At 41.8% G+C, this 18,986-nt stretch carries 18 protein-coding genes; 4 read left to right on the top strand and 14 right to left on the bottom strand.

Translation table 11 applies throughout. From position 1 onward, the window contains the following. Positions 1–108 precede the first annotated feature (108 nt). Both CTT31_RS18025 and CTT31_RS18030 read right to left on the bottom strand, forming a co-directional pair. Positions 109–525: a helix-turn-helix domain-containing protein gene (locus tag CTT31_RS18025; protein ID WP_260491710.1), complete on the bottom strand. Its 417-nt coding sequence runs from the start codon at positions 523–525 to the stop codon at positions 109–111. 15 nt (positions 526–540) lie between these two features. Beyond that, positions 541–2,247 carry a DUF927 domain-containing protein gene (locus CTT31_RS18030; RefSeq protein WP_260491711.1) on the bottom strand — a complete coding sequence of 569 codons (1,707 nt, stop codon included), beginning with the start codon at positions 2,245–2,247 and terminating at the stop codon, positions 541–543. 270 nt (positions 2,248–2,517) lie between these two features. On the opposite strand from CTT31_RS18030, the gene CTT31_RS18035 reads away from it, so the two are divergent. Both CTT31_RS18035 and CTT31_RS18040 read left to right on the top strand, forming a co-directional pair. Continuing rightward, positions 2,518–2,823: a hypothetical protein gene (locus CTT31_RS18035; RefSeq protein ID WP_260491712.1), complete on the top strand. Its 306-nt coding sequence runs from the start codon at positions 2,518–2,520 to the stop codon at positions 2,821–2,823. A gap of 92 nt (positions 2,824–2,915) precedes the next feature. After that, positions 2,916–5,432: a DEAD/DEAH box helicase gene (locus tag CTT31_RS18040; RefSeq protein ID WP_260491713.1), complete on the top strand. Its 2,517-nt coding sequence runs from the start codon at positions 2,916–2,918 to the stop codon at positions 5,430–5,432. A 283-nt stretch (positions 5,433–5,715) separates the two neighbouring features. On the opposite strand, the gene CTT31_RS18045 is transcribed toward CTT31_RS18040, so the two are convergent. Beyond that, positions 5,716–6,639 (bottom strand): phage integrase N-terminal domain-containing protein, encoded by a 924-nt coding sequence (locus tag CTT31_RS18045; protein ID WP_260491714.1) that lies wholly within the window; start codon positions 6,637–6,639, stop codon positions 5,716–5,718. A gap of 654 nt (positions 6,640–7,293) precedes the next feature. On the opposite strand from CTT31_RS18045, the gene CTT31_RS18050 reads away from it, so the two are divergent. Then, positions 7,294–7,521: a hypothetical protein gene (locus tag CTT31_RS18050; RefSeq protein WP_260491715.1), complete on the top strand. Its 228-nt coding sequence runs from the start codon at positions 7,294–7,296 to the stop codon at positions 7,519–7,521. Between the two features lie 233 nt (positions 7,522–7,754). Here the strand turns inward: CTT31_RS18050 and CTT31_RS18055 are convergent, their stop codons facing one another. The 4 genes from CTT31_RS18055 to mnmE form a co-directional block, all read right to left on the bottom strand. After that, positions 7,755–7,970 carry a hypothetical protein gene (locus tag CTT31_RS18055; protein ID WP_260491716.1) on the bottom strand — a complete coding sequence of 72 codons (216 nt, stop codon included), beginning with the start codon at positions 7,968–7,970 and terminating at the stop codon, positions 7,755–7,757. A gap of 8 nt (positions 7,971–7,978) precedes the next feature. Then, entirely contained in the window at positions 7,979–8,179 is a 201-nt protein-coding gene (locus tag CTT31_RS18060; protein ID WP_260491717.1) for a hypothetical protein, read from the bottom strand. 8 nt (positions 8,180–8,187) lie between these two features. Further along, complete coding sequence (locus tag CTT31_RS18065) at positions 8,188–9,846, bottom strand: phage integrase SAM-like domain-containing protein (RefSeq protein ID WP_260491718.1); 1,659 nt, start codon at positions 9,844–9,846, stop codon at positions 8,188–8,190. Between the two features lie 171 nt (positions 9,847–10,017). Next, positions 10,018–11,382 carry a tRNA uridine-5-carboxymethylaminomethyl(34) synthesis GTPase MnmE gene (mnmE, locus tag CTT31_RS18070; protein WP_017218537.1) on the bottom strand — a complete coding sequence of 455 codons (1,365 nt, stop codon included), beginning with the start codon at positions 11,380–11,382 and terminating at the stop codon, positions 10,018–10,020. Between the two features lie 211 nt (positions 11,383–11,593). Here mnmE and CTT31_RS18075 point away from each other — a divergent pair, with 211 nt between their 5' ends. Then, complete coding sequence (locus CTT31_RS18075; RefSeq protein ID WP_260491719.1) at positions 11,594–13,774, top strand: winged helix-turn-helix domain-containing protein; 2,181 nt, start codon at positions 11,594–11,596, stop codon at positions 13,772–13,774. Positions 13,775–13,777: 3 nt separating this feature from the next. Here CTT31_RS18075 and CTT31_RS18080 read toward each other — a convergent pair whose 3' ends face one another. The 7 genes from CTT31_RS18080 to rpmH form a co-directional block, all read right to left on the bottom strand. Then, the gene (locus CTT31_RS18080) at positions 13,778–14,515 is read right to left on the bottom strand and encodes a TlpA family protein disulfide reductase (RefSeq protein WP_211858930.1); all 738 of its coding nucleotides are present in this window, start codon (positions 14,513–14,515) and stop codon (positions 13,778–13,780) included. Next, entirely contained in the window at positions 14,515–14,973 is a 459-nt protein-coding gene (locus CTT31_RS18085) for a TlpA family protein disulfide reductase (RefSeq protein ID WP_260491720.1), read from the bottom strand. The genes CTT31_RS18080 and CTT31_RS18085 overlap by 1 nt, the downstream gene beginning before the upstream one ends. 17 nt (positions 14,974–14,990) lie before the next feature. Beyond that, the gene (locus tag CTT31_RS18090; protein ID WP_260491721.1) at positions 14,991–15,662 is read right to left on the bottom strand and encodes a cytochrome c biogenesis protein CcdA; all 672 of its coding nucleotides are present in this window, start codon (positions 15,660–15,662) and stop codon (positions 14,991–14,993) included. A gap of 164 nt (positions 15,663–15,826) precedes the next feature. Further along, positions 15,827–17,461: a membrane protein insertase YidC gene (yidC, locus tag CTT31_RS18095; protein ID WP_260491722.1), complete on the bottom strand. Its 1,635-nt coding sequence runs from the start codon at positions 17,459–17,461 to the stop codon at positions 15,827–15,829. 8 nt (positions 17,462–17,469) lie between these two features. Beyond that, positions 17,470–17,772 (bottom strand): membrane protein insertion efficiency factor YidD, encoded by a 303-nt coding sequence (yidD, locus tag CTT31_RS18100; protein WP_249122433.1) that lies wholly within the window; start codon positions 17,770–17,772, stop codon positions 17,470–17,472. A 173-nt stretch (positions 17,773–17,945) separates the two neighbouring features. Next, positions 17,946–18,380, bottom strand: a complete 435-nt coding sequence (gene rnpA / locus CTT31_RS18105; RefSeq protein WP_010376847.1) for a ribonuclease P protein component — start codon at positions 18,378–18,380, stop codon at positions 17,946–17,948. A gap of 6 nt (positions 18,381–18,386) precedes the next feature. After that, positions 18,387–18,521 carry a 50S ribosomal protein L34 gene (gene rpmH / locus CTT31_RS18110; RefSeq protein WP_010376846.1) on the bottom strand — a complete coding sequence of 45 codons (135 nt, stop codon included), beginning with the start codon at positions 18,519–18,521 and terminating at the stop codon, positions 18,387–18,389. Positions 18,522–18,986: the final 465 nt, after the last annotated feature.

Raw genomic sequence — 18,986 nt, forward strand, 5'->3', positions numbered from 1 at the left:
ACTGTAATACTGGTGGGCCATTGGCGGCCCTGCGCCAGATAAGAAAATCTAATTAAAGGAAATTTTCCTTAATTTTCGATTTTATTTTTCTTTACTTTGTTTTCCTGATCATCCTTTCGATCTTAGGTCACGATTCAGATGATCCACTTTTTCTTTAGCATATGATTGTACTTCGTTTGTTGTCATTACTCTATTACTTAGAAGCCAGCTATCAATTTCTTCTCGAGAGAAATAGATCTTTTTACCACACGGTTTGCAGTAGGGAATTTGTTTGGCATGAGTTAGCTTATATAAGTACCCTTTACTTAGTCCTGTATACTCCACACATTCATCAAAGGTAAGCACTGTTTTTAGACTTAGAGTAACTTTCTGAAATTCATGCCTTATTAAAGCTTCAATGTTTACACCTTCCTGGTTTATTTTCTTATTAGTAACTGACTTTTCTACTTCTTTATTTTCATGTGAGGTTAGATTATCACTTTGATCTTCTAAAAAGCTTGGGATATTGGGAATTTGGGAAACCATAATTAATTCAACCTCTTATGCTTGGGATACTTTCTTGGGAAAGTCAATTGTTAGGGATAACTCAGTACAAATTCGCTGAGGATATATTTTGTAATACCTTTCCTGTTTGCCAGTTTCTCCAGAAAGGGCGGGTTTAACTTTGAAAGTTCCGCGGCTGCTTTCATTAGTTTGGAGCCATTCCTTTTTGGCAAGTAGCGTTGATAGTTCGAGTATTTTACGGGCGTTGGCTTGTTTTAATCCGAACCCATTTTTAAAACTATCTCTCGTTATAAACCAAGCAAGCTCATTGTTTTCATACTTCCAATAGCCAGCAAGATCTGGAGTAAGTTCTTTTCCTGGCAATGTTAACCTTTTATTCCATGCTTTTATGGCTAGAGGTGCTTTGTTAATAATGAATTGCTCTTCTGCATCACCTTCAAACCCTCTTGCTGTAATCCATCCTTGGACAATGTGATAAATAGCATTTTCAACATCACCTTTTGACCAAGGAACTAAGCCAAACTGAATAGCTAGTTCTCCAGCTACGGCTAAAAGGGCAAATCTGTCTAATGCATAGCCTACCTGGTTACCTGCGCTCTCTATCTCCCACTTATCTGTAAGCTCCTCTATTTTAAGCCGTATAAATTGAGATATGTTTTGCACATTGCTCAAGTGAATAAGCCAAGGATGTAGTAGTGATCCATGATTATTTTTAACTCTATCTCTTAGTTCATCAGCAAATTGCTTAGCTGATTTAAAACCGTGGAGGTAATCAAAGACACCATACTTTCCAATAATGGGGATCTCATTGAAGCGGATAAGTTGGCCGGCTTTGGCTTCCTGTTTGATTTTAAAAAGCATTTCACTTAGCCCTATTTCACCAGTGCTTAGGAACAACAGCTTCCATCTGCTTCTAGCCGCTAATGAACCATCTTGATTACTGCGTATCTTGGAAACACCATTTGCCAACATATATATTGCTTGGTCTACGTCTTCAGGAGAGGCTTGATGAAATTCATCTAGGCAAAGAAGCATGTCATTTCGACTAGCTGATATGGCTTCAAGGCCATTTGCTGTAGATCGCCAAGTATCCCAGTAACTTTCATCAGAACATACACTGGCTGCTATTTGCATTGCGGTTGTTTTACCTGACTTAGATTGGCCAACTAGGTGAAATCCGCAGCTGTCCCAAGATAACCAGTGGATTAATGGAGCTGCTAACGCTGTACATATTGAAAATATTAGAACTGGATTGTGTTGACACAGTGTACCGACTTGATCTTTCCAGCTTTCTAGAGAGCCTTTAATCGCCAGGTGCTCGGTACTTGTGGGGCCTGAAAAAATAACTTTTTCATCTCCATTATTTACTGTCCATCCTGGTGTAACAAAGCTTTTGTCTACCCAACCAGTTGTATTTGAACTGATAGCATGTTCATCAACTCTAGTTTCGATTAAATAGCAAAGTACCTTATCCCAGCTATTCCTTCGGGGGGAAATTACAAAGCCTGATCTTCGTAACCTCTGCCTTAATTTTTTAGCTGAGTAATCGTCAATTTCTTCCATAGGAAGCACTTCTTGAAATGTGTTTCCTACAAGATTTTTCCATTCCAGAAGTAATCCAAATCCATTCCTTCTAGCTTTGTCCGATACAATGGCTTTCACTTGGATTGGCCCACATAGCTTTACTGGCTCAGAATCATGCCTGATTTCATATAGACCATCATCTCTCGATTCGTACATCATTATTCCCCGGCAGAAAGTTCACTAATGACTTTCCTTTGTTTTGCTTTTGTTTTCTCAGTGAATATTTACGCACAGGAGACTAGGGGGCGTCTTGAAAAAGCTCGGGTAAGTTTATAGGGGTTTATTTGCCTATTTATAAGGGATGTAGAGACTCGGAGGTGTTTTATTGAGCAAAAAAATTCGGCATGCCGAATTTAAATTAATAAATTGTATTGTTTTTATTCAAATTGACCTCAACATAAGTAAGAGTATTAGTACTGGGGAATAGCTATGGATGCGAAAATAATCAGCACCGCGCAAGCAGATAATTGGTTTTTCTACCATTTTAGCCACGAAAATGGGAACGATGATCTAACTTTTCATCGGGTAGCTGTCTGGGCAACATATGAGACAGGTGAAACGAAGGGGCTTGTTTCCGTTACCCTAAAAGCAAATGAAGGACAAAGGCTTGTGCCCCCTCCTGCTCTAGATGGGGGATATATCCAATGGGATGAGATGACTAAAGAACAGCAAGAAAAAGCTATATCCAGTGCTAAGATTTCAGGTCGTAACACTGCCATTGTTGGAGTTAAATAATACCTTCTAATGAACATTAGGAAGTATTTAATTCGGCATGCCGAATTTTCAAAGGACACATTGTTGTTCATATATTAAGCCAAGGAGCCGAAATGGTCGATTTCGCAAAACTGAGAAATAAAACAAAGAAAGTTACCCCGATTGATCCATTAGAGATATTTAGGCGGCTGCCAAAACCACCTGGTATTAATGATTTGTATACCAGTCAAGCTGAAATATTAGAGTCATGGTATAAACGGCGATCAGATAAGGATGTCGTCCTCAAATTGCATACTGGTGGTGGAAAAACATTAGTAGGCCTACTAATGGCTCAGTCTTCTCTGAATGAAACAAAAGAACCCGTTTTGTATTTGGCGCCCACTCGACAATTAGTAAATCAGACTATTGAAAAAGCACATGAGTTAGGCATTTCAGCTGTTCAATATGAGAGAGGAAGACCATTAAACGAAGACTTTTTGAATGGTAAGGCTATTATGGTCTCAACCTATAAAGCCTTATTTAATGGGCGTAGTAAGTTTGGTATTCGTGGATCTGTAAATCACCCCGTAAGTTTGGGGGCGGTTATTTTGGATGACGCTCATGTGTCTTTTTCGGTCTTAAGGGAGTCATTCACCCTAGAAATATCATCTAAACAACACACTGATCTTTATACTCAAATTAGCGAACTGTTTAGAAAAGCATTTATTGAATTAAATAAAGTTGGCACTTTTGACGACATTTTAGAAGGTTCCGGGGACTCAATTGTTGAGGTGCCTTATTGGGCATGGCAAGAAAAAATAGAAGCTGTTCGTGAGATTATTCGCTTGAACGCTGATGAGTTGGGCCCATTTGTTTGGCCTTTATTAAGGGATAATTTGCATTTATGCCATGCATTAATTAGCCGAAGCGGTATAACCATTACACCAGTATTACCCCTGGTAAATTCTTTCCCTTCATTCGTTGAATCTAGTCGAAGAATATATATGTCAGCAACAATAGCTGATGATAGTGAGATAGTTAGAACATTTGATGCTGATCCAGAAATGGTAATGAATGCGCTGACAAGCCGTTCATTGGCAGGGATAAGCGAGCGTATGATTTTAATCCCTGAATTAATGCCATTTGATTTTGATGTAAAGAAAGCATCCGAGAGCCTCTTAACTTGGACGTCGGAACAAAACAAACTAGGTTCAATTGTTCTTGTTCCTTCGGATAAAGCTGCTGAGAGATGGGAAGATGTTGCAACTGTTGCAGAAGGGTCTGAAGAAGTACAAAGCTTAGTTGATCAACTTCAAAGTCGAGAAAGTAATGGGCCGATTGTTTTTGCAAATCGCTATGATGGGATCGATTTGCCTGGTGATTCGTGCCGTCTTTTAGTTATGGATGGGTTACCTTCAGGAACTAGTGATTTTGAGTTATATAAAGCTTCAATTCTATACGGAGGAGAAAGCATAATCAGAATGCTTGCTCAACGAATTGAGCAAGGAATTGGCCGAGGCGCTAGGGGGGCAGGGGATCACTGTGTGGTCATTCTTGCTGGGCCTGCATTAGCCAGCTGGGTTGCTAAAGAGGCAAACTTTAACATGCTTACCAATGCAACTCGGGCACAGGTAGAAATGGGATCAATTATTAGTCAAGAAGTATCTACCTTAGATGACTTTGCTAAAACAATTTGGAAAAGCTTCGCTCGGGATTCTGATTGGATTGAATATCATGCTGAAACTTTAGCTGAGAATATGGGCGAACAAGAGGCCGAAAAGTTGAATATCTCAATAGCTGCTAGTGAGCGAAAGGCATTCAATTTATGGGCTGATGGCAACCATAGTAAAGGAATCAGTAAACTAAATAGAGCTATAGATAAGTCTCTAAATTTAGACTCTCAAACTAAAGGGTGGCTGTATCAACTTGCTGCTGTGATTTCGAATGAATGGGGCCAAATTGAGCGGGCAGAAGATTTGCAAAAAAATGCCTTTGGCAACAATCGGAATTTATTTCGCCCTAAAGTCCTTCCTCCTTATAGGCCGATCACTGTTCCTACTTTGCAGGCTGGAAACATTGCCCGTCAGCTTGGTGGGTATAGGTTTAGAAAAGGCCTTTTAAATAAGTTTGAGTCTGCCGTGGCAAACCTACATGGAAAAGCTTCAGCAAATAAGTTTGAACAGGCGTTAGTTGAATTGGGAGAATTGATTGGGTTGTCTGCTGAACGCCGAGACGATAATGGTATTGGGCCTGATGTTCTGTGGGTTTTCCCTAATAACTATGCTTTGGTTATTGAAGCTAAAAGTAGAAAGAAATCAGAAGGGGTCTTTACTAAAGATAATCATGGACAACTTTTGGTTGCTGAGCGCTGGTTTAAGGATAACTATCCTGGGCTTGAATATGATTTGGTTTCTGTACACCCGACTAACAAATGTACTGAAATGGCTGCTGCCACCAATACATTTGCACTCACCTTTCCAAAATTAAAGGAATTGATAGGAGATGCCCGTTCATTGTTAGAGAAAATTTCAGAAATTCAATCCTCGGATGAAAACTTAATTGATGAATGTGGCCGTGTTATTAACAACTCAAATGTTATTGCTAATAGGATAGTTCCTAATTACTTAGTAAAATTTGAAGTTGAGAAGTGATCACACACCAGTTCTTAAGATGGCCTCCCGGTCTTCGGGGGGCGCGTACGTTGCCATACGACTATCCTCGAAGGTTGCATTAGTCTAATGCTGGATTACAAACCTCCTGGGTCGAACCCAGATGTACCATAAGCCAGTGGCTACCTAGGTATGGGTCGTCTGTATAGCAGACGAATCTCGGTGTGTGATCACCGGGTAGTAATGTAACAGGTTTAGTTAAGTAGGTTTGTGAAAAACCCCTGTAACTTGAAAAGGGTTTTTTAAATATTCGGCATGCCGAATTTTATCGTCCAAGGTAGGTAACAGTTATCTGCTCCCTCTCATGTCCTAGTTCCTTGGAGATGGTAAACCTGGCTTGTTGGTCTACTTCTTTTGCTTCGGGCGTTAACTGGCGGCTCGTAGGGCCTCCTGCTTTTGGTGCAAGCCAACCGGTAAGTTGATAGTAGCGTTCCTGTGCATACGCATGGCGAAGGCCATGGTTGTTGTCTAATCCGGCCTTTTGGCATTGATGGCGGTAGATATTTTCACCTTGCTTATAGCTTTTGTCTGAAGGGATCATACTTCCCCTTCCTGCCAGTAGTTTGGCTTTATCAAGTACAGCTACTTGGTACTCTCTCGTTGAATGTTCTTGGGATAGATGGACAACTCGCTCTTTGCCACCTTTAGTTCCAGCCTTAAATTGAATATATGTTGAGCCATTACTTGTTTTTCTGATGGCTTGTGTGGGGCGGAATTTCAGTGCTTCTTCCTTTCTAAGCCCAAAAGCCCGTTGTAGTTCTAAAACGACTTTAATGCGTTCATCGGTAACCAGGTTTAGCTTTATCTGGTCGAGATCTTTAGCCTTGTTATTGGCGTTGTTTGAGTACGTACGGTTGGCAATGTTGAGGTCTCTGGTATCACTAGAGGTGCTTTGTAGTTTATTGTGCTTGGGAATAATGCTTGGCTTGCCTATCTTTCCTGCCCACCATCTAAGTATGGCCATGCGATTTTTTATTGTACCAGGTGTTAGCTTCTCTTCTTGCCATCGATTAACTAGAGCATTGACATGCTTCTCTTTCAAACCCCTTGCTCCAAGGTTTCTAAATCCTAGCTCATGAAGTTGGTTTGCCGTCATTTGTAAAATACGGCTGCGATTACCTTGTGTTTGAAAAGAACCATCACGATTGTGTTTTGTTAATTCTTTTAGTTGATAGTTTAGTTTTTTCATGACTGCTTCCAATACGATTAATAGTTAAAGCTGTCAGGTGTTGATGGTCATATCGGAATAAATCGATTGGTAAATGTTAATGCCTCGCTCTGGTGCTCCCAGATGCGATCAGACAAGGCTGAAATGGCATTGATATGACAACTCGACATGGCGAGCTCAGAAGCGTTTCCTGTTGGAACAGCGCGTCCTTCTGATGGGGAATGTCAACGAACCTGATTGAATGCTGCGGTGAGACCGCTATATAACCACGCTTAATGCGTATTGAAGGCAGCTGAACAGCGCCTGTTTTGTTTGGTGCCCTACAAAAAGGAGAGCTAAATGACTCTCACATCATAAGCAATAATTCGCTCGAAATCTACCCCTCCTTTTTGCACGAAGCCGCGAGGCCTTGAGCCTCTAGGCTTCGCACGAGCTTCTTCGAACTCGTCACTTGCAGGTCTTCGACCTTAAAGTGACGAGTTCGGCAGGCATCGAGAAAAGCTAAAGCCGGGGAGTGTGATTGCAGTTTTGAGAAAAACTGCCGGCAAGCTGATTAGCTTATGCAATCATCTACTAAACTTTTGTTTAATCGAAATAGTTGTGGGAGGGTAAAAAGTTGCACATACTTAAAGCGTTTGTGCGGTTCGTATTTAAGAGTTTTATAAGGGAATTAATGTGAAGTATTTGAAATTGTTGTTTCTTGGTCTTCTGAACGTATTGTTATTTTTACTTTCCTCCTCTGGGCAGGAAGACAAAAACAACACTAAGCAGATAGATTGGTTGGATAACCCTGATTCCGATCCATTTCATGATGGAGATTGGGAAGATTATAACGGTACAACATATTCTAGAAGTATTGATGGGAACCATTACGACCAAACGGGTAGTAAGTGGGATGATTAATCGAAATTAACAAGTTCCTAATATGTGCATTAGTTGATAGCAAACTGAGTAATCATCACCAGGGAAATGAACGTGTAATGATTGCATTTTATTTTGCTGCAGCTGTGCCCCGGGTGTCTTATTGCAATCAATTTTGGTTATTACAATATGGTTTCTTTTTAACCTCCGGTCATCAAATATCTATTATTTTTCTGACCAGGAAGTGGAGTGTGACTCTAGGGCGTTGACAAGTATTAGACCAAAATGTCTATACCCGTCACTAGAGCTGTTAATATTGTTACTTTAATGATGATATCTATCCATTCCATACGATCTCGGATTGCTTCGCTGTACATGCCAATCATAGCTGTTACAGCGAACACAATGACAGATGTGGTTAATAACCAGGTTAAGAAAGTAGATATAGCTCCTGCTTCCAGACCTGCTGTTTCATAAAAAATATTCATCATACGACTCTTTAATAATCATCATATAGCCCTGTTTCATACTCTTCAGCCTCGATTTCTTCTTTGCTCATGACTTTACCTGAGACATTATAAAGGCCAAGCCCATCAGAGAAATTCTGATGCTTATCACCTTCATTGGAGTTACCGATAGAGAGTATTTTTTCGGTTGTAGCAGCAACTATAAATACTACTTTACTAAAATAATTTTGCACTTTTCCTCCTAACTAACAGCCCCTTTCGAAGCTGCTTGTTTGGCTTTTCCCGAAGCCCATTTTCCGCCTTTTTTAGCGCTACTGATTCCTTTTTGCCCGCTACTACCAGCTGAAGCACTAACTCGTTGTTTAGCAGATGCCATTTCGCTTCCTGCCATTCCGACCCATCCCATAGCCGCAGTAAATAGCATAGGGCCATATAAAAAGAAAAAGCTTGCAAGGTACTGAGAAAGCATTGCCTGGTTAATACCCATATTACCGAAAATAGCGCCACCTGTTGCATCAAGGATCGTGTCATCAATAATGCGGCCTAGCTCCCATAAAAATGGCCAGAACATGATGGAAGCAATAACCGAAAGGAAAGTAACTACGTGTTTAATTTTAAATGAACCAAGTAACATAGCAGGCATATACGCAGTTAATATCACCAAAATGATAAGAGGTTTCACCATAGGAGCCATTAGTTGAATCATGCTGTTCCCAATTGTATTGGGTATAACATTTAGTCCCACACCTATTGTCCCTACCAAGCGAGAGAGATAATCCACTAAGTTTGTATCACCTTTATCAAGGCCATAATCATCCGCAGCTTTATATTCTGAAATATCCTTGGCAGCGAAGAATACTTTTTTGATAATGGCGTCTTGGCGATCTAGATATGACTCTTCTTCCTCTTTGCTATCGAACCAAGAGGTTACATATTGGTAAAATCCATCAGCTTCTTCTCTGATCATCCACTGAGAAAGGGCTACATTTACGTACGAGGAGTACTTAAGTCCTTTGAATATACGTTCATTTTCCTCCTTTTTGCTGCCAAGTAATGCTACAGCCTCAGAAGGTAAGTCTAGATATTGAAGGTGCTTAGTCTTTTTATGATTAAATACTATTCTGTAGCCATCATCCAGTTTACACAAATCAACCCAGGTGAATTTTTGAATATCGCTCCAACGAATTCCAGTCAGGCAGCTAAATATAAAAGCTCTTTTTAACACATCATATCTGCACTCTGCGTTTACCAGGCGTTTGAGTTCTTCATCAGTAAGGTAGTTGCGCTTATTTTGGATGATTTTAATACTCTTCACTTCTTGCACTGGGTTTCGTCTGATTATCCCTTGCTGATAGGCTAGGTTTAGAGCGGCTCTAATCTTATTAAAGTAACTACTTGCCGTATTGCTTGATAACAGGGTGTCTGATTTTGTTTTTGCAGAGGATTGTAAATATTGTTTAAAACCGTTTAATAGTTCGGCATCTATATCTTCAAAATTTAGCTCTGGCAATGGATGAAAGCGTCTAAGGTGTATTAAGGAAGATACCCAAATTGAGTAATTTGAAGCACTATCTGTTTTGTATTTTTCAACAATAATGCCTTCCATAAATTCGAAGAAACTTGCCTTTTGCTTCTCTAAATCTTCGAAACAATGCTTATTGTTTGCGTAGTCAACAAGAGCTTTCGCTCTAATGTTTTCGGCTAAAGAGTTCACACTTTTGTTGTGCTCTCTCTGATTTTTATCTTTTGGGTTTTGATAAACAAATAGATCAAGACTTTGTCGTCTACGTTTTTTCTTGCGCTTGCCTGATTCGTCGATAACCGAGCCAAAATTTCTAGTTAACATTAGTGCCTGACGACCTTGAGCGTCAGGCGACTTTTTTTCTATGGTAATTTTCATGCAGTCTCCAACTGGCCCACTAGTGGGCCAAGTAACGCCCATTGGTGGGCACATCGTGGAGAATATTTAGCAGTTAAAAGAAAAGAAGGAAAGTAAAAAATAAAACTAATTTATTGATAATATTAGTTATTTTAATCTTTCTTTCCTTTGTTTGGATGTTGTTTTCTTTAATTATTTACCAATACAAAACGAGCTAAAGATTTTGCCCAGCAAGTCGTCGGAGGTGAATTCACCGGTGATCTCATTGAGGTATTGCTGGGTAAGGCGCAGCTCTTCTGCCAAAATTTCACCGGCAATATGCATTTCTAGCTGAGTTTGACCTATTTCTAGGTGCTCAGCAGCGCGCTCTAGAGCATCTAAGTGACGACGGCGAGCCATAAAGCCACCTTCAGTTGCACCAGTAAATCCAATACAGGCTTTTAGGTGTTCTCTCAATAAATCAATGCCTTGAATATCTTTAGCACTTAGACGGATAAGGGTATGGCCATCACTCGTTGTTGCGCCAACGGCTTCACCGCTTAAATCGACTTTATTGCGGATCACGGTAATTTCCATGCCTTGTGGTAATTGCTCGATAAAATCAGGCCAGATCTTCGCAGGATCGGTTTCGTGGGTTTCGGTGCCATCCACCATAAATAGTACGTGATCGGCGCCGCGGATCTCTTCCCAAGCACGCTCTATGCCTATCTGTTCTACTTTGTCTGGACTATCACGAAGTCCTGCGGTGTCGATAATATGAAGTGGCATGCCATCAATATGAATATGTTCACGTAGTACGTCTCGTGTGGTACCTGCGATGTCTGTAACAATCGCGGCTTCACGGCCTGCTAAGGCATTGAGTAGTGAAGATTTTCCGGCATTAGGGCGGCCAGCAATCACCACGCGCATGCCTTCACGCATGATGCTGCCTTGTTTGGCTTGTTTACGCACTTCCGCGAGTTGCTGAATAATGGCTTCTAGGTCACCCGATACTTTACCATCGGAAAGAAAGTCGATTTCTTCATCGGGGAAATCTATTGCGGCTTCTACGTACATGCGCAGATGAATTACTTTCTCAACCAACGTATTGATATGTTTAGAAAAGTCACCTTGTAGTGAATGTAGCGCGCTTTTTGCAGCTTGCTCGCTGGTGGCGTTGATCAAGTCTGCGATAGCTTCTGCTTGCGTTAAGTCTAGCTTGTCGTTCATAAAAGCACGTTCTGAGAACTCACCAGGCTTTGCCAAGCGTACTTGCTCAATTTTGCTGATTTCCTTTAACAGCATATCAAGTACCACGGGGCCACCGTGGCCTTGTAACTCAAGGACATCTTCACCGGTGAATGAGTTCGGCCCTTGGAAGAACAATGCAATACCTTGGTCTAGTTGTTCACCTGCTAGGGTATTGAATGGCAGGTATTCGGCATAGCGAGTTTTTGGGCATTTACCTAAGATTTGCTCGGCAACTGCTCGGGCTTTACACCCTGAAACTCGAATAATACCAACGCCACCGCGACCCGGTGCGGTAGCCTGTGCTGCTATGGTGTCTTGTGCGATCATGATGACTCTTTAGACTGTCTGGTTAATAGCCATAATTGTACAGCAATTGATATATCTCAGGTATAGCTGGTGGGTAATATCTAAGCCTGCTCATAGTGTTTTGGGTGGTTGATGACCTTAATGATACGGTTATGCGCTTTTGTCAGGTATAATTATGGTCACAGTTTTTACTGTTCTTATTAGCAAAGGTTGTATAAGGGAAACTAACGCTGTGCTGCACTTTCTTCAATACCGCTTCGATCCAAATGTCTCGTGTTTATATCGTGATGCTGAGCAAGTGCCACTGAGGCCGAGAGTTGCGCAGCTGTTGGCTTATTTTTTAGCTCATCCAAATCAAATTGTTACACGTGAAACATTGCTCAGCACATTGTGGCAACACGGTGAATTTAGAGAAGCTGCACTAACACAAAGTATCACTGAGCTAAGACAAGCCCTCAAAGATAACGCCCAGCAACCCACCTTTATTAAAACCATACCACAGCAAGGTTATCAGTGGATTTGTCCTATTGAGAGCCGCACATTTAGCACATTCAAACTCACTACAACAATGAAGGCGATGCTTGTCGTTGGCGCTGTTGCGTTAAGTGGAGTCGCGGCGAGTGTTTACCTCGTTTATAGTTCAGCACCCGTTGTCACTCGTGTACAAGCTGAGCAAGACTCGTTAATCATTGTGCCTATGGTGAATGAGACGGGTGTGCAAGCCAATGCGTGGTGGGGTTATGCGCTTGAAGCAGCATTGAGACAACATTTACAGTCTCATTATCAATTAGTACCGCGAAGCCAATATCCTGAGCTTGCAGAGAATAGTACGATTAATCAGCTCACGCTTTCACTCAAGCCGATACAACAGCGTTTTATACTCAGCGTTACTTATGGAGATAAGCAAAGCGAAATAATTGTTGAACAGTTAGATGAGAGCTTTGAAGCGATTGCAACAGAGGTTATTGCGCAGTTAGCGCTAGGTGTTGACACTAAAACCGCCAAAAAATCACCCTTAAATCTAGCAATGAATGACTATTACCGCGGTGTACAAGCATTAAATGAACAGGGACCTCAACTGGCAAAGGCATATTTTGAGGCGGCTGTGGCACAAATGCCGGAACATCTAGAAAGTCAGTTGGAGCTTGCGCAAATTTGTTGGCAGCTCGGTGATATTGATTCTGCCACCCATCGATTCGAACAGGTTTCACTAAGTTCAGCTTCAATCGCGACTCGTGCTCGCTACCACCTCTATTACGGAGAGTTTTTCAAGGCACAAGGCTTACATCAGCAAGCGTTGCAGCAAGCTCAGCTTGCCCTCGATGCTGCTGAGCAAAGCCAGCAAGTTGAGTTGATTGCGATGGCATATCAACTCAAAGCAGATACTTTTTGGGTGTTACAACGTTGGGATGAATACCAGCAAGCGATGAGTTCAGCGCATGTTTTGATAGGCAGTCGATCGTTTGCCTATAGCGAAGCACAGCGGAGTTTCTATCTTGCCAATCCACCAGCGGCTGGTCCCGCTGAAAAAACGTTACTGAACTTAGAGAAGAGTAAACCTGTACTCGCGCAAGCCATTGCCTATTATGAGCAAACAGAGCAGACCATGAATTTAATAAAAGCTTTGTTTGCTTATGGTCAAAATTACTTAGTGCCAGTGGTTGAAAGTGAGCCTAGTTTATTAAAAGCCCTCGCTTTAGCTCAGAAAAATGGTTATCACTATTTAGAAAAGCAAATACTCACTTACCTAGGGTTCTACTATATTCAGCTACATCAGGGAGAAAAGGCGCTACGTTACTTAAATGAGATTAACGGTGAGCCGCGTTTTATTCCAAGTTATGAACAACAGCAATTACTGATTGGCATGGCGCATATGGATATCGCATTGCAAACGGGTGATACGGATGCAATGCAAAGTGCAATTACGCAATATCAAGTGCTGTTAGAAAGCGATTATATTTCTTCGGTGACGCGTGCCAACGTTAAATTGTTACTGGGTTGGACCTGGATCAAAGCGGGCAAGCTCGAATTAGCAGAGCCGTTGACGGTTGAAGCAATGCAAGACTATCAAACGTTACAGCTACAAGAAGTTGAGACCTATGCGCTCTATACGCAAATGTATATCCATCTTTTGAGAAACGAGCCTCAACAAGCGCTTGAGATCATTACTGCACATCAACATACCAATTCACATCTTTTGTTGCTTTACGGTGTTGTTGCGGCTGATATGTTAAATGAAGAAGCGCTGCAAAAGCGCTTTTCAGATAAATTGGCCGGACTCGAAAACAGCCAATTATTACAGCAACAGTTGCTGCAAATACGCCAGCAAAGCAGCATCGATAAGCATTTTATAGCTGAACTTATCGATGCCCCTTACAGCGTCTATTGTCAGAGTAAATGGACGATAAATTAGGCTCTAGTCTATGTTGGGGGGCTGATTACCGCGATAAACGACTTCACCATGTTTGTCTTGTACCACCCAGTAAGGTAGCTCTCTAATCTCAAACTGGCTAAATACTTCGTTGTGGTGATCGAACACAATATCGTGTTTGACCTCAAAGCGTTGTTGGTAGTCTCGAGCACTTTGTTCTTCCACATAAAAGGGCTTAATCACAGTAACGACCGGATACGCACTCGAGTCAGCGAGTTGATTGTTTTGCTTTATTCTCATTTCACAGGCAGGAATATGTTGAAACGGACACAAACTATCGCTGAAAAATAACACTCTGTATTGGCTGTTTATCGTCGCTATCGAAAATGGCGTACCTGTGAGTGTTTGCAATGGGATCCGTGTTTCTTTCTCTGTGTTTGGTGCACTGTTAGTCGTCAACAACTCTCGTTTGATAACTTTGTCGTCTTTAACGATAACACGAACAGGTGTTTGCCTTATTGCAAAGCGTTGCAGCAACTGGTTTTGCTTATCAATGGCTAACTCAGCATAGCTTGGGTAGGCCGTTTTAAACTGCGCTAAGCTTGCCTCATCAATATTAATATCGGGCTGTAGCAATCTCCTTGGTGCTAGTGGCGTTGGTAGAGTCGTGGGCTGTACATACTCATCCCAAATATTAATAAACACATACTCTTGCGTGTTAGCGTGCGCAAACACGCTGAAACACACTGCGGCGAACATAAGTAGGGCTTTAATTGATGACATTAGTTTGCTCCTTGGAGTGTGCTCAGATGTTGTTGCAGCTCATCTGTAAACAATGCACTGCGATAGATTTCTTTGCCGTTTTCATCAATGAGGATATGTTGTGGCGTGCCTAACACTTGAAACTGCTGAGTTATCTTGCCATTACCATCAAATACCGTTGGAAATTGGTAATCATGTTTATCAAGGTAAGCTTGCACGCCTTTTTTTGACTGATTGAAGCCGATATTGACGGCGATAACCTGATAGTGGTTATTGGCTTGCTGAAAGCTTTGCTCAAGCAGTGGCATTTCTTCTACACAGTAGGAGCACCACGTTGCCCAAAACTTCAAGTAAGTGACTTTGCCTTGACTGGTTACGGTATTGTTTGCAAGCGTATTGGCGGTAAGTACGGGATAGTCCTTTGCTGCAGACATTGTGCTGAATAACATAAAGAGTGAATAAAATACGATTTTTTTCATGATGGTTCCTTTGCGTTTTATAGCCAACTTTTGCCAGCTTGAATAAGAAAATATTGCGCCATTGCGACTAAGATAAGTGCGGTTGCTGTAGTGATGTGATTTAGCCAAGCTCCAGATCTTGGTAATGTATGCAAAAAGCGTGTGCTTAGCCCTGCTAGCAGTAATAAGGTGCTCATACCGAGCGCAAAACTAAACAGCAGCGCGCCTCCTAATAGAGGTTGCTGGGCATTAGCAACGAAGAGCAATAAGCCACCTAGAATTGGAGACGTACAGGGAGCCGCAACAAGAGCGCTGGCCATGCCCATTAGAAGAGGTGCTGGCGAGCCTGTTGCAATCGCATTTGGCAAGCGTGGCAGCGAGATTAAGCCTTTTGATACCGCAGCAAAGTAGAGTAATAGATTGGCAAAAATAAGCAGCACCCAAGGGTTTGTTGCTACCTGGCCAAAGAAGCTACCGGTTAATGCTGCAATAAATCCAAGCGCGGCGTACACCGCTGCAAAGCCGAGTGCATACCAGATTGGGGCAAGGCGAATATGGCGTTGTTGGCTAAGAGTCGCAACAGTTATGGGAAGTATGGGATATACGCAGGGCGTAAAGCTGGTGAGTACACCGACTAAGAGTGCAATAGGCACTAACCACCAATCAGTTTCGGCACTGGAGAGTGCCTGTAGTAACGTAGATTCAAGCATCGTCTTCTCTTTGCATTTTTTAACTGCAAAAGAGCATGACGGATAGCCCAGATTTGACCTATCAAATCGTCATAAAATCGCTATCAAATTTTATCAAGTGCTTGTTTAAAATGCATAAAAAAACGGCTCAAAGGAGAGCCGCTTTTTACTATAATGCGTCGGTATTAACCGCGTACTTTCATGCCTTTTTTCTCCATACCACGGTAGATGATAAGCATCTGAGCGATAGAGATAAGGTTTGAAACCAACCAGTAAAGTACCAGACCTGATGGGAACCAAATAAAGAAGATTGAGAACACGACTGGCATGTAAGTCATCATCTTTTGTTGCATTGGGTCTGTAACCGTCATTGGCTGTAGTTTTTGTGTTAGGAACATACTTGCGCCAAATAGCACAGGTAGTACGTAGTACGGGTCCATTGATGATAGATCCGTTAGCCACAACATAAACTCAGCATGACGTAGTTCTGTTGATTCAAGGAATACGTAGAACAAGGCTAGGAAGATTGGCATTTGTAGTAACAGTGGGAAACAGCCACCCATTGGGTTCACTTTTTCCTTACGGTACATTTCCATCATTGCTTGGCCGAACTTCTGGCGGTCATCGCCATAACGCTCTTTTAGTGCCTGCATCTTAGGCTGTAGCATGCGCATTTTAGCCATTGAGGTGTATTGCGCTTTAGTTAGTGGGTATAACGCTGTTTTCACAATCAAAGTGATAGCAATAATCGCCAGACCCCAGTTACCTAAAATACCGTAAAGGAACTTAAGCAGAGTCAGTAATGGTTGTGAAATAAACCATAACCAGCCGTAGTCTACTGTGAGATCAAGGTCTTCTTGAATTGCTTCAAGCGCTTCTGTGTCTTTAGGGCCCATGTAGTACACCGCATGGATAGTTGCCGTGCTGTTTGCTTGAACATTGGTTGGCTCGCTCTTCATACCAACAATACCATTGCCATTTCTAAGCGCGGTATAAATTGTATTATTGGTTTGCTGATCTGGCACCCATGCACTGACGAAGTAGTGCTGTAGGAAAGCAACGTAGCCGCCTTGGGTATTTTTATTCAGGTTCGCATCTGCCATATCAGAGAAGCTGTATTTCTCATAAGGCTCTTCAGCGGTACCATAGGCTGCGCCTAAGTAGGTCTGATCAACCATGCTGCCTTTATCTTGGCGTGTACGTTTGATTTGGGTGTATAGTTGTACTTGAACAGGTGATGAGTTGGTGTTGTTAACTTGGTATTCTAAGTCAACGTCATATTTACCTGCTTTAAATACGTAAGTTTTTGTGTACTGTACGCCTTTCTCATCAGTAAAAGTCAGTGGTACACGTAATGTATCGCCATTAAGCTCATATTGCTGTTGTGCAGACTCATAGACTGGGCGACCAGCTTTGTTTGCGTCAGGGCCGTTTAAACCAATTAAACCACTCTGTGAAACATACTGTTTGCCTTCAAATTCACCAAGTAACATGAAAGGCGTGTCGCTGCCATGGGTTTCTGCGTGTTGTAGTAAGTTAGCTTCAACGATATCACCGCCTTTAGTATCAATTTTTACCGAAAGTACATCGGTAGTGATACTAATGACAGAACGTGTTGCCTGAGTTGCTACAACTGGGACATCGGATTGGCTTGATGCTGGTACATCAGCTTGCTCTTCTGTTGGGGTTGAGTTCGCCACTTGTTGTGTGACGGCACTGGTATCAGCTTGTGGTTGGTTTTGTTCTTGTGTCCACTCTTGGAACAGTAGGAACGAAACCAGCAACAAACCGATAAATAAAAACGTGCGTTGCGATTCCATAACAGCTCTTATTTCTCGTGTTGTTTAACTTTAGTCGACTTCACAGGTACAGGATCATCTCCACCTGCGCTCAAAGGGTGACATTTTAATATGCGTTTAACCGCTAACCAACTCCCTTTTGCAATTCCATGTAAATTAATTGCTTGAATTGCATAACTAGAACAGGTCGGGTTAAAGCGACAATGAGGCCCGAGTAGGGGGCTAATCCATTGTTGATAACCGCGGATCAGCAATATAAGCAGGTGCTTGGGAAGCGAACAAACTGCTTTGAACTGATCTCTGATCTTGCTACGCCCTGAAGTTGAATTCATGGCTTTGTAGATATCAATTTCCTCAATTTACTGCTTCAACCCAAGTGAGCAAAAACAGACTATTTTTCCATTGATATAGCTGATTAAAAGGTGAGCTAACCTTACCTTAATTGGCGTAAAATTACTATGCTAGCAAGGGTAAATGCGCCGTAAAAAGGAAAGGCTAAAGCAGATTATTGCTTTTTCGCGTTAGCTTGAGGATTTTTTGAACGCTTGTGTTGAGGCTTTGGCTTAAAAGGTGGTTTAGGAGCACCTGGCTTACAACGTTCATTTATTTTGCGCCACATCTTAGTGAGCTGTTTAGTTAGCTCTTCATTAGATTGCTCGTCAACACCGGTTTTGACCATCAACACAATATCGATATTATCAAGTTTATGACGATTTAATCGAAAGCTTTCTCTGGCAAGTCGTTTGATACGGTTTCGTTGACATGCTTTTTTGCAGCGTTTTTTTGCTACAGTTAAACCGAGTCTTGGATGACCAACATCATTTGGTTTTGCAAGTAGAGTAAAATAAGGCGTAGCAGCGCGAGCTGGCTCTTGAAATATGCGGGAGTAATGCGAGGGAGTTAACAGACGTAACTCCCTGCTAAAGCTAAAGTCTTCCACTAAATATTAAGCAGAAAGTACTTTACGGCCTTTAGCACGACGACGTGCTAATACTTTACGACCGTTCTTAGTCGCCATGCGAGCACGGAAACCGTGAGTGCGCTTGCGCTTAAGTACGCTAGGTTGAAAAGTTCTTTTCATAACAATTCCATCCGATCGGTTAAAAGTTAAAACATCCTATGCAGGTCGCGATCCTGGCACAGGTGCCATTGCGAGCGCGAGATATTAAAGCTGAGCGCGTCTAAAGTCAATCAAAATCTGTTCTCTGTGGCTAAATAATCCACAGTGAGAGGTTTCTCTATCCTTTATATAGACAAAACTTGGCAAAGCTATCGAGCAAACATAGACGATCTACATAAAGTAGGATCAATACGAAATCGATCTGCATAGATCTGATCCGATGGGCGGCATTATAGCATTTAGTAAGAATAGGAAAAGCTCTGGAAAACTAAATTTGATCTTAATTTTGGGGTGAGATCGGGAGAGTTTTTTGCTATGATCTTACTTGTGGGTAAAAAATAAAAACCTTTAAATTTCATGTGTTTATTTTTTTGCTAGGGTGAGATCTTGCTTTTTCTAAATGTCAATATTGAACTTGTGGATAAG

Source organism: Pseudoalteromonas maricaloris (genome assembly GCF_024746855.1).
GTDB classification, from domain to species: Bacteria; Pseudomonadota; Gammaproteobacteria; order Enterobacterales; family Alteromonadaceae; genus Pseudoalteromonas; species Pseudoalteromonas maricaloris.

Bases quoted from the DNA above. Each gene is read 5' to 3' on its own strand.
- CTT31_RS18025 (WP_260491710.1), bottom strand. From the start codon at position 525: ATGGTTTCCCAAATTCCCAATATCCCAAGCTTTTTAGAAGATCAAAGT.
- CTT31_RS18030 (WP_260491711.1), bottom strand. From the start codon at position 2,247: ATGATGTACGAATCGAGAGATGATGGTCTATATGAAATCAGGCATGAT.
- CTT31_RS18035 (WP_260491712.1), top strand. From the start codon at position 2,518: ATGGATGCGAAAATAATCAGCACCGCGCAAGCAGATAATTGGTTTTTC.
- CTT31_RS18040 (WP_260491713.1), top strand. From the start codon at position 2,916: ATGGTCGATTTCGCAAAACTGAGAAATAAAACAAAGAAAGTTACCCCG.
- CTT31_RS18045 (WP_260491714.1), bottom strand. From the start codon at position 6,639: ATGAAAAAACTAAACTATCAACTAAAAGAATTAACAAAACACAATCGT.
- CTT31_RS18055 (WP_260491716.1), bottom strand. From the start codon at position 7,970: ATGATGAATATTTTTTATGAAACAGCAGGTCTGGAAGCAGGAGCTATA.
- CTT31_RS18065 (WP_260491718.1), bottom strand. From the start codon at position 9,846: ATGAAAATTACCATAGAAAAAAAGTCGCCTGACGCTCAAGGTCGTCAG.
- mnmE (WP_017218537.1), bottom strand. From the start codon at position 11,382: ATGATCGCACAAGACACCATAGCAGCACAGGCTACCGCACCGGGTCGC.
- CTT31_RS18080 (WP_211858930.1), bottom strand. From the start codon at position 14,515: ATGTCATCAATTAAAGCCCTACTTATGTTCGCCGCAGTGTGTTTCAGC.
- CTT31_RS18085 (WP_260491720.1), bottom strand. From the start codon at position 14,973: ATGAAAAAAATCGTATTTTATTCACTCTTTATGTTATTCAGCACAATG.
- CTT31_RS18090 (WP_260491721.1), bottom strand. From the start codon at position 15,662: ATGCTTGAATCTACGTTACTACAGGCACTCTCCAGTGCCGAAACTGAT.
- yidC (WP_260491722.1), bottom strand. From the start codon at position 17,461: ATGGAATCGCAACGCACGTTTTTATTTATCGGTTTGTTGCTGGTTTCG.
- yidD (WP_249122433.1), bottom strand. From the start codon at position 17,772: ATGAATTCAACTTCAGGGCGTAGCAAGATCAGAGATCAGTTCAAAGCA.
- rpmH (WP_010376846.1), bottom strand. From the start codon at position 18,521: ATGAAAAGAACTTTTCAACCTAGCGTACTTAAGCGCAAGCGCACTCAC.